Source organism: Pseudomonas sp. HS6, assembly GCF_023375815.1.
Classification (GTDB): domain Bacteria; phylum Pseudomonadota; class Gammaproteobacteria; order Pseudomonadales; family Pseudomonadaceae; genus Aquipseudomonas.
Map to the genome: position 1 here is coordinate 2,416,275 of NZ_CP067412.1, position 12,843 is coordinate 2,429,117.

15 protein-coding genes are annotated in these 12,843 nt (G+C 60.5%); 8 read left to right on the plus strand and 7 right to left on the minus strand.

What is annotated here, in order from left to right; all coding sequences use genetic code 11:
• Positions 1 to 7: 7 nt before the first annotated feature.
• Both JJN09_RS11130 and JJN09_RS11135 read right to left on the minus strand, forming a co-directional pair.
• Positions 8 to 673 (minus strand): CoA transferase subunit B, encoded by a 666-nt coding sequence (locus JJN09_RS11130; protein WP_007956272.1) that lies wholly within the window; start codon positions 671 to 673, stop codon positions 8 to 10.
• Positions 674 to 697: 24 nt separating this feature from the next.
• Positions 698 to 1,396, minus strand: a complete 699-nt coding sequence (locus tag JJN09_RS11135; protein WP_085698663.1) for a CoA transferase subunit A — start codon at positions 1,394 to 1,396, stop codon at positions 698 to 700.
• Between the two features lie 221 nt (positions 1,397 to 1,617).
• On the opposite strand from JJN09_RS11135, the gene JJN09_RS11140 reads away from it, so the two are divergent.
• Positions 1,618 to 2,508: a LysR family transcriptional regulator gene (locus JJN09_RS11140; protein WP_249490162.1), complete on the plus strand. Its 891-nt coding sequence runs from the start codon at positions 1,618 to 1,620 to the stop codon at positions 2,506 to 2,508.
• 232 nt (positions 2,509 to 2,740) lie between these two features.
• On the opposite strand, the gene JJN09_RS11145 is transcribed toward JJN09_RS11140, so the two are convergent.
• Positions 2,741 to 3,583 carry an NAD-dependent protein deacetylase gene (locus JJN09_RS11145; protein WP_249490163.1) on the minus strand — a complete coding sequence of 281 codons (843 nt, stop codon included), beginning with the start codon at positions 3,581 to 3,583 and terminating at the stop codon, positions 2,741 to 2,743.
• A gap of 79 nt (positions 3,584 to 3,662) precedes the next feature.
• Entirely contained in the window at positions 3,663 to 4,709 is a 1,047-nt protein-coding gene (locus tag JJN09_RS11150) for a class I SAM-dependent methyltransferase (RefSeq protein ID WP_249490164.1), read from the minus strand.
• 449 nt (positions 4,710 to 5,158) lie between these two features.
• On the opposite strand from JJN09_RS11150, the gene JJN09_RS11155 reads away from it, so the two are divergent.
• From JJN09_RS11155 to JJN09_RS11165, 3 genes are all read left to right on the plus strand, one after another.
• Positions 5,159 to 5,692, plus strand: a complete 534-nt coding sequence (locus tag JJN09_RS11155; protein ID WP_249490165.1) for a hypothetical protein — start codon at positions 5,159 to 5,161, stop codon at positions 5,690 to 5,692.
• A 359-nt stretch (positions 5,693 to 6,051) separates the two neighbouring features.
• A complete protein-coding gene (locus tag JJN09_RS11160) occupies positions 6,052 to 6,891 on the plus strand; it encodes a DUF692 domain-containing protein (RefSeq protein WP_249490166.1) in 840 nt (279 codons plus the stop codon).
• The gene (locus tag JJN09_RS11165) at positions 6,884 to 7,633 is read left to right on the plus strand and encodes a DUF2063 domain-containing protein (RefSeq protein ID WP_249490167.1); all 750 of its coding nucleotides are present in this window, start codon (positions 6,884 to 6,886) and stop codon (positions 7,631 to 7,633) included. Before JJN09_RS11160 ends, JJN09_RS11165 begins: the two co-directional genes overlap by 8 nt.
• 23 nt (positions 7,634 to 7,656) lie before the next feature.
• Here JJN09_RS11165 and JJN09_RS11170 read toward each other — a convergent pair whose 3' ends face one another.
• Together JJN09_RS11170 and JJN09_RS11175 are read right to left on the minus strand one after the other, a co-directional pair.
• Positions 7,657 to 8,964 (minus strand): HAMP domain-containing sensor histidine kinase, encoded by a 1,308-nt coding sequence (locus tag JJN09_RS11170; protein ID WP_249490168.1) that lies wholly within the window; start codon positions 8,962 to 8,964, stop codon positions 7,657 to 7,659.
• Positions 8,961 to 9,701, minus strand: a complete 741-nt coding sequence (locus JJN09_RS11175; protein ID WP_085708690.1) for a response regulator — start codon at positions 9,699 to 9,701, stop codon at positions 8,961 to 8,963. The genes JJN09_RS11170 and JJN09_RS11175 overlap by 4 nt, the downstream gene beginning before the upstream one ends.
• Positions 9,702 to 10,006: 305 nt before the next feature.
• On the opposite strand from JJN09_RS11175, the gene JJN09_RS11180 reads away from it, so the two are divergent.
• The 3 genes from JJN09_RS11180 to JJN09_RS11190 all read left to right on the plus strand — a co-directional run bounded on the left by JJN09_RS11180 (position 10,007) and on the right by JJN09_RS11190 (position 11,845).
• Complete coding sequence (locus JJN09_RS11180) at positions 10,007 to 10,270, plus strand: DUF2790 domain-containing protein (RefSeq protein ID WP_249490169.1); 264 nt, start codon at positions 10,007 to 10,009, stop codon at positions 10,268 to 10,270.
• A gap of 28 nt (positions 10,271 to 10,298) precedes the next feature.
• Positions 10,299 to 10,553 carry a hypothetical protein gene (locus tag JJN09_RS11185; RefSeq protein ID WP_249490170.1) on the plus strand — a complete coding sequence of 85 codons (255 nt, stop codon included), beginning with the start codon at positions 10,299 to 10,301 and terminating at the stop codon, positions 10,551 to 10,553.
• Positions 10,554 to 10,630: 77 nt separating this feature from the next.
• On the plus strand, positions 10,631 to 11,845 hold the full coding sequence (locus JJN09_RS11190) for a cytochrome c biogenesis protein DipZ (RefSeq protein ID WP_249490171.1): 1,215 nt from the start codon (positions 10,631 to 10,633) through the stop codon (positions 11,843 to 11,845).
• A gap of 18 nt (positions 11,846 to 11,863) precedes the next feature.
• On the opposite strand, the gene JJN09_RS11195 is transcribed toward JJN09_RS11190, so the two are convergent.
• Positions 11,864 to 12,325: a GNAT family N-acetyltransferase gene (locus JJN09_RS11195; RefSeq protein ID WP_249490172.1), complete on the minus strand. Its 462-nt coding sequence runs from the start codon at positions 12,323 to 12,325 to the stop codon at positions 11,864 to 11,866.
• Positions 12,326 to 12,554: 229 nt separating this feature from the next.
• Between JJN09_RS11195 and JJN09_RS11200 the strand changes: the two genes are divergently transcribed.
• Positions 12,555 to 12,827: a DUF4242 domain-containing protein gene (locus JJN09_RS11200; RefSeq protein ID WP_169429818.1), complete on the plus strand. Its 273-nt coding sequence runs from the start codon at positions 12,555 to 12,557 to the stop codon at positions 12,825 to 12,827.
• The last annotated feature ends 16 nt before the right edge of the window (positions 12,828 to 12,843 follow it).

Below are 12,843 nucleotides of genomic sequence, written 5' to 3' on the forward strand. Positions count from 1 at the left end.
GAATTCCTCACTCGGCAGCGAACTGCATTTCCGGTACGTGATCCGGGACGATCAGTTTACCAGCGGTTTTGGCGACGATTTCCTCGACGCTGACGCCAGGTGCGCGTTCCTTGAGGACAAAAGCGCCATTTTCGATTTCCAGGTACGCCAGGTCAGTCAGCACGCGCTTGATGCAACCGGCGCCGGTCAGCGGCAGGCTGCACTGGCTCAGCAACTTGGACTCACCGTCCTTGGAGGCGTGGGTCATGATGACGATGATGTTGTCGGCACCGGCCACCAGGTCCATCGCGCCGCCCATGCCCTTGACCAGTTTGCCGGGGATCATCCACGAGGCGATGTTGCCTTGCACGTCCACTTCGAAGGCGCCCAGCACAGTCAGGTCGACGTGACCGCCGCGGATCATCGCGAAGGACTCGGCCGAGGAAAAAATCGAAGCGCCGATACGCGCGGTCACAGTCTGTTTGCCGGCGTTGATCATGTCGGCATCGATGGTGTCTTCAGTCGGAAACGGGCCCATGCCGAGCAGACCGTTTTCCGATTGCAGCATGACTTCCATGCCTTCGGGGATGTAGTTGGCGACCAGGGTCGGGATGCCGATACCGAGGTTCACGTAGTAGCCGTCCTGCATTTCTCGGGCGACGCGTTGAGCCATTTGTTCGCGGGTAAGTGCCATGTTCTTGTTCTCCGTCAGCCTGGATTATTTGCGGATGGTGCGTTGTTCGATGCGTTTTTCGAACGTGCCGCAAATGACCCGGTCGACGTAGATGCCGGGCGTGTGGATGTGTGCCGGATCCAGTTCGCCGGGTTCGACGATTTCTTCGACTTCGACCACGGTGATCTTGCCGGCGGTGGCGGCCAGCGGGTTGAAGTTCTGGGCGGTGTGGCGGTAGATGACATTGCCGAAGTGGTCGGCTTTCCAGCCTTTGACGATGGCGAAGTCTCCGGTGATGGACTCTTCCATCAGGTACTTGCGACCGTGGAACTCACGCACTTCCTTGCCTTCGGCGACCGGGGTGCCGACGCCAGTCGCAGTGAAGAACGCCGGAATGCCGGCGCCGCCTGCGCGCATTTTTTCGGCGAGGGTGCCTTGAGGGGTCAGGACGACTTCGATGTCGCCTTTGAGCAGTTGCTCTTCGAACAGTTTGTTTTCGCCGACGTAGGAGGCGACCACCTTGCGGATCTGGCGGTCGGTCAACAGCACGCCGAGGCCGAAACCATCGACGCCGCAGTTGTTGGAGACGACGGTGAGGTCGCGGGTGCCTTTGCGCTTGATCTCGGCGATCAGGTTTTCCGGAATGCCGCACAGGCCGAAGCCGCCGGCGATCACGGTCATGCCGTCTTCAAGACCTGCCATGGCTTCCTCGTAGGAATACACGCGCTTGTCGAAACCTGCCATATGCACCTCTTTTATTGTTTGTCGGGCGGCTGGCTAGCCGAATGACGGGAGTGTCTCGCTGGGGGATATATTTGTTAAGTTGATTTTTAAGGTTGATTGATTGATAAAGCTCAACAATAGACTTGGTTCTCTGTTCCCACGCAGGAGCGTGGGAGCGGTCAAGAAATGCTCGCCGTCGTCGGCGGGCGGATGTACAGCTTAGCTGTTGGAGCGACACGACCATGACCATCAAGCAGATGCGCGCCTTTCTCGCCGTGGCCCAGAGCCTGAGTTTTGCCGTGGCCTGCGAGCGCCTGCACCTGTCGCAATCGGCGCTGAGCCTGACCATCAAGGCGCTGGAGGAGGGGCTGGGCGGGCGTCTGTTCAGCCGCAATACGCGCAATGTGGCGCTGACCCCGGAAGGCGAATCCCTGCTGCCACTGGCCCGGCGCCTGATCGCCGATTGGGACAACGCCGAAGACGAAATGCGCCAGCGCTTCAGCCTGCAACGCGGGCGAGTGACGCTGGCGGCGATGCCGTCGTTTGCCGGCAATCTGCTGCCGCCGATCCTCAAGACCTTCCGTGCGCGTTATCCGAACGTCAACGTGACGGTTAACGACGTGATCAACGAGCAAGTGCTGGAAATGGTCCGCGACCGTCAGGTGGAGCTCGGCGTGGCGTTCGAGCCGATGCAGAACACCTCGCTGACCTTCACACCTCTTTATAAGGATCGCTTCGTCGCGGTGGTGCCACAGGATTCACCCCTGGCCCTGCGCACCGACATCGACTGGCAGACCTTGTTGCAGGAACCGTTCATCACCCTGCAACGACCGTCCACGGTTCGGGTGATGCTTGAGGAGCACTTGCAGGCCCGGGGCATGAAACTGCCGGTGGAGTTTGAAAGCCATCAACTGGCGACGGTCGGGCGGATGGTTGCCAGCGGGCTGGGGGTGAGTGCGGTGCCGGCGTTGTGTGCCGAGCAGATGAGGGAGTTGGGCGCGCGGTGTCTGACGTTGCATGAACCGGTGGTAGAGCGGGCGATTGGCGTGTTGACTGATCCGGGGAATGAGTTGTCGGCGGCGGCGCAGGCGCTTTTTGACATTCTCAAGGCTGAGGATTTGGGTCGTCTCTGAAATCCATCCCCCTCATCGGAAGGCCGCCCGCCCAGCCCTCCTGAAACGTCGGACCGCCCCCAAGGGGGGCGAGGGGGAAAGGGAGCCGATCTTCATGTATTCCAAAACCTGAGTTCGACTCGGTATCTCGGGTCGACGTACCTCGAAAGTACCACTCGGTCAGTTCCCTCTCCCTTGGGAGAGGGCTAGGGTGAGGGGGTGGGATCGCCAGCCGAACATCACTCTCACAGCATCAACCCTTCATCGCCTGAGCCAACAGCGGCAACAACGCCTCACAAGACGCCTCAATCTTCAAATCGAGCAACTCATCCGCCCGGGTCTTCCCCAGATTGATCGCAATCAACGGCTTGCCCCGATCCGCGATCACCCGGCACAAGCGAAACGCCGAATACGCCATCAACGACGAGCCAATCACCAGCATCCCGGCGGCATTCTCCGCCGCCGCCATGGCCCGGGCTGCCGTAGGTTGCGCCACGTTCTCACCAAAAAACACCACATCCGGCTTCATCCGTTCGCCTTCGCAATGCGGACAATGCGGCACCTGGAAACGTGCCTCGAAGGCCGGGTCGAGCAAGGTATCGCCGTCCGGCGCCTGCACGGCATCGACACCCGCCAGATACGGATTCTGCGTCTCCATCAATTGCTGAATCGAATCCCGCTCGCTGCGCTGACCACAATCCAGACACAGCACCCGATGCAGGCTGCCGTGCAGTTCGATGACATCGTGGCTGCCGGCCTGATCGTGCAAGGTATCGACATTCTGGGTGATCAGGCCGCCGATCCGGCCGTGGCTTTGCAGGCTGGCCAGAGCCTCGTGAGCCGCATTCGGCTGGGCCTGACGCACACGGGGCCAGCCGAGCATCGCTCGGGCCCAGTAGCGGCGACGCGACTCGGGGGCCGACAGAAATTCCTGATACATCATCGGCTGCCGGCCCCGGCGTACGCCGTTGGTATCGCGGTAATCGGGGATGCCCGACGGCGTGCTGATACCGGCGCCGGTCAGGACCACGAAATCACCGTCGGCCATGGCCTGTTGCAGGTAATCGAGATGTTCGTCGAGGGGGCGGTCGAGCATGGTCAGCGCTCCGCAGGCTGTGAGTGCCTTGCAGGTTAGCACTGCCGGGCGCCTCTTATGGAGGCGCCCGCTGCGACGTTTACTTGCGTGCCTCCAGAATCAGGTTGAACGGCGTCTGCGTCGCCCGCCGGAACTGCTTGAACCCGGCTTCGCTGAACACTTTGCGCAAGCGCATCTCGCCGGCCTGCGCACCGAGCCCCAGGCCCACTTCCTGGGACAGCGAGTTCGGTGTGCAAATGAACGTCGATGCCGCATAGAACAGGCGCCCGACCGGGTTGATATTGTCGTCCAGCGCATCGTTGGCAAAGGGTTCAACCAGCAACACCGTGCCGTCGTCCTTCAGGCAGTCGTAGGCGTGCCTCGCTGCGCCGACCGGGTCGCCCATATCGTGCAGGCAATCGAAATAGCAGATCAGGTCGTAGTCATCGCCGGGAAAGCTTTTTGCCGAGCCCTGGAAAAACTTTGCGCGGCTGCTGACCCCGCCTTCTTCAGCCCGCTGGGTGGCAACGGTGACCGAAGGGGCGTGGTAGTCGAATCCGACGAAACGCGAGTTGGGATAGGCCTGGGCCATGATCACCGTGGAAGCGCCATGACCGCAGCCGACATCGGCAACCTTGGCGCCGTCTTCCAGTTTAGCCACAACGCCCTCCAGCGCCGGCAGCCATTCGGCGATCAAGTGCCCTTTGTAGCCGGGGCGGAAGAAACGCTCGGTGCCGGTGAACATGCACGGATGGTGATCACCCCAGGGCAGGGCGCCATTGCCGCGCATGGCTTTGACCAGTTTGTCCTTGTCGTGGAAAAACGACGCCACCACGCCGAGACCGCCGGCCACGTAGACCGGCGAATCTTCCTTGGCTAGGGCCATCGCCTGTTCTTCCGGCAGGCGGAATTTGCCGTCCAGGTGTTCCATGTAGCCGGAAGCCGCGTGGGCGCTCAGCCATTCGCGGACCAGTCGAGTGTTGCAGGCGGTTTTTTCGGCGAGGGTTTCCGGGGAGATCGGCTGGCTGTCGGCCATGGCTTTATACAAGCCAAGTTCTTCGCCGACGATGACATTGGCCAGCATCGCCGCGCCGCCCATGTCGTTGACCAGTTTGCCCATGAACTCGTTGAGTCTGGCCTCGTCCATGTCATGTGCTCCTGTTACAGGATCACAGTCCGGTGGTGTTGGGGGTCGAGGCATTCACCACCGGGCGGTGGTCGTGGAAACGGGCAGGGCGACACTGCTGTCCTGCGTCCCCCTCGACTGGGTAATGTTTGAGTCTAGTCGGTGTTGGTGCCGGCGAAAGCACGATAGGCGCACTTCCTTACGCAACACGCAGATTTTGCCTACAACTTCGACGTGGCTCTATCCCATATTCTGAATCGACTCGGTCGAGGCAAGGACTTTTGAGTGCTGAAGTCTTTGTTTATCTGTGAAGTCCGAAGCCACTTCCTCGCACAGATTGATCGAGTCCGCCGAGAAATCATCCCCGCTAAAAGCCATGAACTCTGTCGTCTTGCCGGGTTACTCACCGATGGTGCTCGGGAGCCGAAGTGCAGAGATAAAGTGATGCATTGGATGCAACGGAGAGCGAATTGACCGCCTACTTTCCACCGCTGTGCATAGGCGGATTGACGTACAACCTTTCTCATCTCGAACCCTTTACATTCACGATTCAGAGTCAATTGGCGAAGCGTGATTTACGCGTGCACGTCACTTTTTCGAATCACTGTTTCAGCAAGGGATACGATCAAGCCTCACATCCGGCTGGGGTGCCAATCCTGCTCGACCATGCCCAGCGGCAGCGTACCTTTTGCATGATCCGCTACCGCCTTTCACTGTCACTGCCGCCAGTGATCAAGGGATTGAATCATCCCCAGGCGAAAGTCAGTGAAACGGCGGCGATGCGAAACTGGGCGTACTCCATCATGATTGAGGACCCGAGCGGGCCCTACCATGTCTTTTTTGAGTTACGTCGCGCTGTAGAAGGGAAGCCACAAGATCTCAACCTGGTCGTGGAAAGCGCCTACCACCAGACTGAAAAGCCGCCCAGGCTGTTCGGGAAAATGGGATTTATGCTGATGTGCGGTAAGGTCTACCTTCGTCAACCGACCTCCACCAAACGCTGACACCAGAAACGAAAAAAGGCGCCAAAGGCGCCTTTTTCGATTCGGTAAAGCAGATCCAGACACCACTTACGAACCGCCTTGCGCGGTTACAGCTCTCGCTGCTGGGAAGCGCTCAATCTCATCTGGTCAGTCGCTTCGATGGGGGCAAAGCTAACGAAAACTGGCGGATACGTCAATGAATTCGTAACTCGCCGTTCACGAAGAGGACAGCGGGTTCTGTATCCCATTGTGTACAGACCCACCGCCGATACAAAACCCGCCACTTCCCGCGCATTGCCCACACAGCGGCGATACACCCGCCGGTTTAACTGAGCCTGTCAGTCGCCACGCCCGGCGGCTCCTCAGCAGAGATCTTGCCCATGCAGACTCCCCACCCCACCTTGCAGGCCAGCGTCGGGCTCGGCTTGCGTCGCGGCTTGATGAAGGACCTTCAAGCCGCCCGCACCAGTGATTTTGACTTTCTCGAAGTCGCCCCGGAAAACTGGATCGGCGTCGGCGGTGCCCACGGTGCCGCGCTGCGTGAACTGGCCGAGCGTTATCCGTTGTCCTGCCACGGTTTGTCGTTGTCGCTCGGCGGTTCGGCGCCGCTGGACGTCGATTTCCTTCGGGAAGTCCGGGTGTTTCTCGATCATTACAACGTGCCGCTGTACAGCGAACACCTGAGCTACTGCAGCGATGACGGCCATCTCTACGACCTGCTGCCGTTGCCGTTCACTGAAGAAGCCGTGCGCCACGTGGCGGCGCGGATCCGTCAGGCTCAGGACATCCTCGACCGGCGTCTGGCAGTGGAAAACGTTTCCTATTACGCCGCGCCCCGGCAGGACATGGACGAGGTGACGTTCACCAATGCCGTGCTGCGCGAGGCCGATTGCGACTTGCTGCTCGATGTGAACAACGTCTACGTCAACTCGATCAACCACGGTTTCGATCCGCGGACGTTTCTGGCCGGGATCGAACCGGGGCGGGTGGTCGGGATGCACGTGGCCGGGCATTTCGACGAGTCCGACACGCTGAAAATCGACACCCACGGCGCCTCGGTGAAACCCGTGGTCTGGTCGCTGCTGGCAGACGCCTACGCGCGATTCGGTGCCCAGCCGACCTTGCTCGAGCGCGACTTCAACTTCCCGGCCTTCTCCGAGTTGGTGGCGGAGTTGCAGACCATTCGCCGCTTGCAGAGTCAGGGAGGCCAACGTGGATAACCTTGAGCAGCAAGAGCGGGCGCTGACGCGCTACCTGCGCGATCCTGTGAACGAGATGCCCCCGGCCGATATGAACGCGGCGCGAGTAAATGTTTATCGCGATCTGGTGTTCAACAATGTCTCGCAACTGTTGGGCGGAACGTTTCCGGTGCTGATCCGGATCATTGGCCAGGAACGCTGGCGCACTCTGATTCGCGGCTTTCTGCGGGACTACCGGGCGCAGACACCGAAATTCGGTGAGATTGCCGAGGAGTTTGTCGGTTACCTCGCCTCGGAGCCCGCCGTGTTGAGCGCGGGTGAGTGGCCGGCGTTTCTGGTGGAGCTGGCGCATTACGAGTGGGTGGAAATGGTGTTGCAGCAGTCCGATGCCGAACCGTTGCCGGCAAGTGATCCCGCGTGGCTGCTGGAGCGGCCATTGCAGGTTACGGCACTGGCATGGCCATTGGCGTATGTGTGGCCGGTGCAGATCCTCAGCCCTGAGCATCAACCGAATACGCCACCGGCCCAGCCGACCTTGCTGCTGGTGCGGCGTGCGGTGGATTTCAGTGTGAAGTTTTCCGAGTTGAGTCCGTTGGCGTGGCGGTTGTTGCAGCGGATTGGCGATTTCCCGTTGCTGAATGGTCGTGAGCAACTGGAAGGGCTGGCGATGGAGGCGGGCTTATCAGGACCGGCATCGTTCATGGACAGCGGTCTGGCCTTGTTGCGGCAGATGCATGAAGACGGTGTGATCGGAATCAACTGATCCCACAGGGATTTATGTTTGGTTCAGGTGTGTAGGGGCAGCTTCAGTTCAGCACATAACCCGCCACCGTCACGGTTGCTCAAACTCAGCGAACCACCCAGCGCCATCGCCAGTTGCTGCGCAATCGCCAGACCGAGGCCAGTGCCCCCAGTGCTGCGGTTGCGCGAGTTTTCCACGCGGTAGAACGGCTCCATCACCTGGGCCAGCTCTTCTTCAGCAATGCCAGGGCCTCGATCCATGACTTTGATCGAGAGGCCGTTGCTTTGGCGTTCGACCAATAGTTCGGCAGCACCGGCAAACTTCAGCGCGTTGTCGGTCAGGTTGACCAGCACCCGGCGCAGGGCATGGGGGCGGGTGTCGATCACCGCTTCACTCTTGCCACTCAGTTGCACCTCTTTGCCCATGTCCTGATAGTCAAACACCAGGCTGTCGAGGAATGAATCCAGATTGGTGCGCCGACTTTCCTCGGTCGAACCGTGGATGCTGCGGGCATAGGCCACGCCTTCACGCACCAGATGCTCCATCTCGCCGAGGTCGTTCCACAGTTTGTCCTTTTCCGCCGAATCGTCCATGAACTCCGCGCGCAGTTTCATCCGGGTGATCGGGGTTTGCAGGTCATGGGAAATCGCCGCCAACAACTGCATGCGTTCTTTCAGGTACGCGGCGATCCGCGCCTGCATGGTGTTGAACGCACGGGCGGCGTAGGCCACCTCGTTCGGGCCTTTTTCGTCGAGATTGATCGGGTGAGCGTTGGGGTCGAGGGTTTCCACCGCGTTGGCCAGTCGGGTCAGCGGGCGGATGGCGATGCGCACTGCCAGCCAGGTGCAGGCAATCATCAGCGCCAGTTGCCCGAGCAATACCACCGGTAACCACGGCGACAGCGGCACCATCGAAGGTCGCACGTCGATGGTCACCGGGCTGCCGTCGCTCAGGCGCAAATGGCCCTGAAAGTGCTTTTTCGGTCCGGGAATGTCGGTAAAGGTCAGTGGGTAGGCTTCGCCGATGGCATCGGTGATCGAGGTCACTGCAATCGGCACATCGCTCGGGCCGATCGGCGTGCCCGGTTCGCCTTCGCTCAGCAGGTAACCGTAGTTGTTCCGGGCCAGGCGTTCGAGCCACATCGGGCGTTCGTCGGCGGGCAAGCGGTCGAGGATTGCAATCGAGGTCGAGACGTCGGTTTCCAGGTTGCCAAGCATGGTGTTCTTCGCGCTTTCATAGCGCTCGTAATACTGCGCACCGAACGACAGCGCCTGCGCCAGCAGCAAACCGATCAGGAAAATCAGCGACAACCGTGAGGCCAGGGTACGCGGCCAGTGCAGGGCAAACGTCATGCGGGGGCTCCGAGGATTTCGACCGGTAGCGAGAACACATAACCTTCACTGCGCACGGTCTTGATGTAGGCCGGTTCGCGGGCGTCGTCCAGCAGACGCTGGCGCAAGCGGCTGACCAGCAGATCGATGGAGCGATCGAACAGATCGGCGTCGCGGCCCTGGGTCAGGTTGAGCAACTGATCGCGGCTCAGCACCCGTTGCGGATGATCGAGGAACACCCGCAGCAAGCGATATTCCGCACCGCTCAGGGCGACCATGGTGCCGTCGGTGTCCAGCAGATGGCGGGCCGAGGTGTCGAGCTGCCAGCGACCGAAGGCCAGCAAACGGCCGCTTTCGGTGACCACCAGATTGGGCGGCAGCATCCGTGTGCGGCGCAGCACCGCGTTGATCCGCGCCAGCAGTTCACGAGCGGCGAAAGGCTTGGTCAGGTAGTCGTCGGCGCCCATTTCCAGGCCGATGATGCGGTCGGTTTCGTCATTGCGGGCGGTGAGCATCAAGACCGGTGTGGCCTTGTGTTTACCGGCGCGCAGTTCGCGGCACAGCAGCAGGCCGTCATCGCCGGGCATCATGATGTCGAGCACGATCAGGTCGACGGTGTTGGCTTCCAGAAAGCTGCGCATCTGTCGGCCATCCGCGACCACGGTGGTGCGAAGGCCGTTCTTCTTCAGGTAATTGCCAACCAGTTCGCGGATCTCGCGGTCGTCGTCGACGATGAGAATGTGATCGACATGATCCATGGAGCCAAACCTCTATCAAGGGGGAATGTCTCGCAGTCTATAGAGCCCGCGCGGGCTCGCCTGCCTGCCTTTGTATTGCAGTGTATCTGGCGCAACGACGGATACACGGGGACGCAAAAACACGATTTTTTCAGGGTTTTGTATCGCTGTGTATCCCCCGGCGGCAGAGATACGTAGCGATTTATACCCGCCATTTCCCGACACAGACGGGATACCTCGCGAGCCTTAAATGAGCTCCATCGAGGCACAGCACAGCGCCTCGGCTCAATCAACGACCTGACCATTGAAGCCTTGAGGAAATCGCCATGAAAAACAAATCCGTTATCGCCGCCTGCCTGTTTGCCGCCCTGAACATCTGCACCCTGTCGGCCCGCGCCGAAGCGGTTGCCGCTCCGCAAACCTACACCTACGGCACGCATCTGGACATCCAGAAAGTGATCTCGATGAAAGAAGACAAATCGATGACCTGCGGCATCGTCGACGCCCGCATGACCTACCTCGATTCGGCCGGCCAGACCCGCGTGCTCGACTACAGCAAATTCGCCGACGGCTGCGACAACCAGAACTGATCCGCCACCCACTTAAAGGAAGACCGCCATGAACAACGTATCGCGTTTCTTGACCGCCATTGCCTTCTCTTTCGCCGGTGTCGCGGCGCATGCCAACAGCGCCGTCGAACAGAATAGCTGTGCCGGCAGCACCTGCTTTCAACTCAGCCCGGTGGCCAAACAGGGCAGTGATGCCTTGATCGCTGCCGACGGCGCCAGCCATACCCCGCAAGGCCAGACAGTCGCCGAAAACGGCGCCAGCCGGACGCCGCAGAGCCAATGGCTGGACAGCCAGACCGCTTAAGCCCCGAGCGTGTCTGTCGGTGAACGGCAGACACCTGTATTGACGGCAGACCGCCCATCCTTCAAGAGGTGAACCTCATGTTCCTTATCGCTTTCCTGGGCGGTCTGTTGACTGTCCTCAGCCCCTGCATCCTGCCGGTGGTGCCGTTCCTGTTTGCGGGCGTCGACCGTAGCCGTTCCTCGATCCTGCTGACCCTCGGGGGCATGGCCCTGACCTTTGCGGCGATTTCCAGTCTGGCGGTGGTCAGCAGCGAATGGGTGATTCAGGCCAACAACACCGGTCGGCACATCGCGCTGGTGGTGATGGTGCTGTTCGCGCTGTCACTGATTTCCGCGCGTATCGGTGACTGGCTGGCGCGGCCGTTCGTGTTGCTCGGCAATCGTCTCGATCCGGACACCCGCCAGAAGGCCGGCCCCATGGGCTCGATCATGATCGGCGTGGCCACCGGTCTGCTGTGGGCGCCGTGTGCCGGTCCGATCCTCGGTGTGATCCTCACTGGCGCCATGCTGCAAGGCGCCAATGCCCAGACCAGTCTGTTGCTGCTGGCTTACGGTGCGGGCAGTGCGCTGTCGCTGGGGACGCTGATTTTTGCCGGTCGCGGCCTGGTCAACCGGTTGAAACCGTCGATCCCGTTCACCGGCTGGTTCCGGCGCGGGGCGGGGGTTGCGGTGTTGGCGGCGGCCGCTGTGATCTCCACCGGCGCGGATAAAACCCTGCTGGCCGGCACGTCATCCGAAGGCGTCGCCAGCGTCGAGAAAAACGTCTTGGAAAACGCGCCGAAAGTGGTCGACTACTTCATCAGCAAAGTGCGGGCGGACTCGACGGCGGACGAGCAGGGCAAAGGCGCAATGCCGTCTCTGACCGGCGCGGTGCAATGGCTGAACTCACCGGAACTGAACGCCGAATCCCTGCGCGGCAAAGTGGTGCTGGTAGACTTCTGGACCTATGACTGCATCAACTGCCAGCACACCCTGCCGTACGTGAAGGACTGGGAGAAAAAATACGGCAAGGATGGCCTCGTGGTGATCGGCGTGCACACCCCGGAATACGGTTACGAGCGGATCATCGACAACGTCAAGGATCAGGTGAAGAAACTCGGCATCACCTACCCGGTGGCCATCGACAACAACTACGCGATCTGGCGCAACTTCGACAATCAGTACTGGCCGGCGCACTACCTGATCGACGCCAAGGGGCAGGTGCGTTACACCCACTTTGGCGAGGGTCGATATGAAGCGCAGGAGCAGATGATTCAGCAACTGCTGATAGAGGCCAAGGCACCCGCTGCCTGAACGGCGAACATCAATGGCTCACAGGTCGCGCACCATGAGCCATTGTTCGTTGTCCCAGGCCTGAAAACGCTCCAGCACTGTCCAGCCGCGTTTGGCGTAGTAGTCCTGTTTGTTTTGTGTGTGCAGGTAGAAACGCGGCAGGCCTTGTTTCTTTACTTGCTCGGCAATCCCTTCGATCAGTTTTTCTGCCAGCCCCTGACCACGGGATTCGGGACTGACCAGCACACAGGCCAGCCAGGGCTCCAGATCCGGTCGTTGCGCAAGGTCTGCACGGGCCAGTGCCGCGCCGCCGAGCAAACGTTCGCCGTCCAGTGCGATCAGGCAGCGCCAGTCACCATTGGTTTGTCCTTCGGCAAATTCCCGCTGCCATTCGGCCAGCGGTTGCTGGGCATATTCGTAGTGAAACTGGCGGTGGATCCACTTGGCGTAGGTGTCGCTGTACTGCATGTGGTCGGCGAGCCATTCGAGGCGCAAGGACATGGTCGGATTTCGTTCGCGGTTCGGGTCTGCATCAGAGCCGATCCGCCGACACTTTGGCAACCCCCATGAGAGTGTTTCGGGGCCTTTACAAAATCCCGCCATTCATCGGCGAAAGCCCGGTTTACAGGCTCTTTAGACGATTGGAGGGGACGCCGGGCGGCCTCGGCGCGATAGTGGACGAGCAGGGTGAAGTGAGCCCTGTCACACATAAAAAGAAAGCGAGGTTGCCATGCCGAAATTCGTGATTGAACGCGAGATTCCAGGGGCCGGAAAGCTGTCGGAGCAAGAACTCAAAGCGGTGTCGCAAACGTCCTGCCAGGCGTTGCGTGAACTCGGGCCACAGGTGCAGTGGCTGCAGAGTTATGTCACTGCCGACAAGGTTTACTGCGTGTACATCGCGCCCAACGAAGAGCTGGTTCGCGAGCATGCCAGGCTGGGCGGGTTTCCGGCCAACAGTGTGTCCAGGGTGATGAACATCATCGACCCGACGACCGCCGAGTGACGCCTGATCCCACCTG

Bases quoted from the DNA above. Each gene is read 5' to 3' on its own strand.
- JJN09_RS11185 (WP_249490170.1), top strand. From the start codon at position 10,299: ATGAACAACGTATCGCGTTTCTTGACCGCCATTGCCTTCTCTTTCGCC.
- JJN09_RS11175 (WP_085708690.1), bottom strand. From the start codon at position 9,701: ATGGATCATGTCGATCACATTCTCATCGTCGACGACGACCGCGAGATC.
- JJN09_RS11160 (WP_249490166.1), top strand. From the start codon at position 6,052: ATGCAGACTCCCCACCCCACCTTGCAGGCCAGCGTCGGGCTCGGCTTG.
- JJN09_RS11170 (WP_249490168.1), bottom strand. From the start codon at position 8,964: ATGACGTTTGCCCTGCACTGGCCGCGTACCCTGGCCTCACGGTTGTCG.
- JJN09_RS11190 (WP_249490171.1), top strand. From the start codon at position 10,631: ATGTTCCTTATCGCTTTCCTGGGCGGTCTGTTGACTGTCCTCAGCCCC.
- JJN09_RS11195 (WP_249490172.1), bottom strand. From the start codon at position 12,325: ATGTCCTTGCGCCTCGAATGGCTCGCCGACCACATGCAGTACAGCGAC.
- JJN09_RS11180 (WP_249490169.1), top strand. From the start codon at position 10,007: ATGAAAAACAAATCCGTTATCGCCGCCTGCCTGTTTGCCGCCCTGAAC.
- JJN09_RS11200 (WP_169429818.1), top strand. From the start codon at position 12,555: ATGCCGAAATTCGTGATTGAACGCGAGATTCCAGGGGCCGGAAAGCTG.
- JJN09_RS11130 (WP_007956272.1), bottom strand. From the start codon at position 673: ATGGCACTTACCCGCGAACAAATGGCTCAACGCGTCGCCCGAGAAATG.
- JJN09_RS11135 (WP_085698663.1), bottom strand. From the start codon at position 1,396: ATGGCAGGTTTCGACAAGCGCGTGTATTCCTACGAGGAAGCCATGGCA.
- JJN09_RS11140 (WP_249490162.1), top strand. From the start codon at position 1,618: ATGACCATCAAGCAGATGCGCGCCTTTCTCGCCGTGGCCCAGAGCCTG.
- JJN09_RS11150 (WP_249490164.1), bottom strand. From the start codon at position 4,709: ATGGACGAGGCCAGACTCAACGAGTTCATGGGCAAACTGGTCAACGAC.
- JJN09_RS11145 (WP_249490163.1), bottom strand. From the start codon at position 3,583: ATGCTCGACCGCCCCCTCGACGAACATCTCGATTACCTGCAACAGGCC.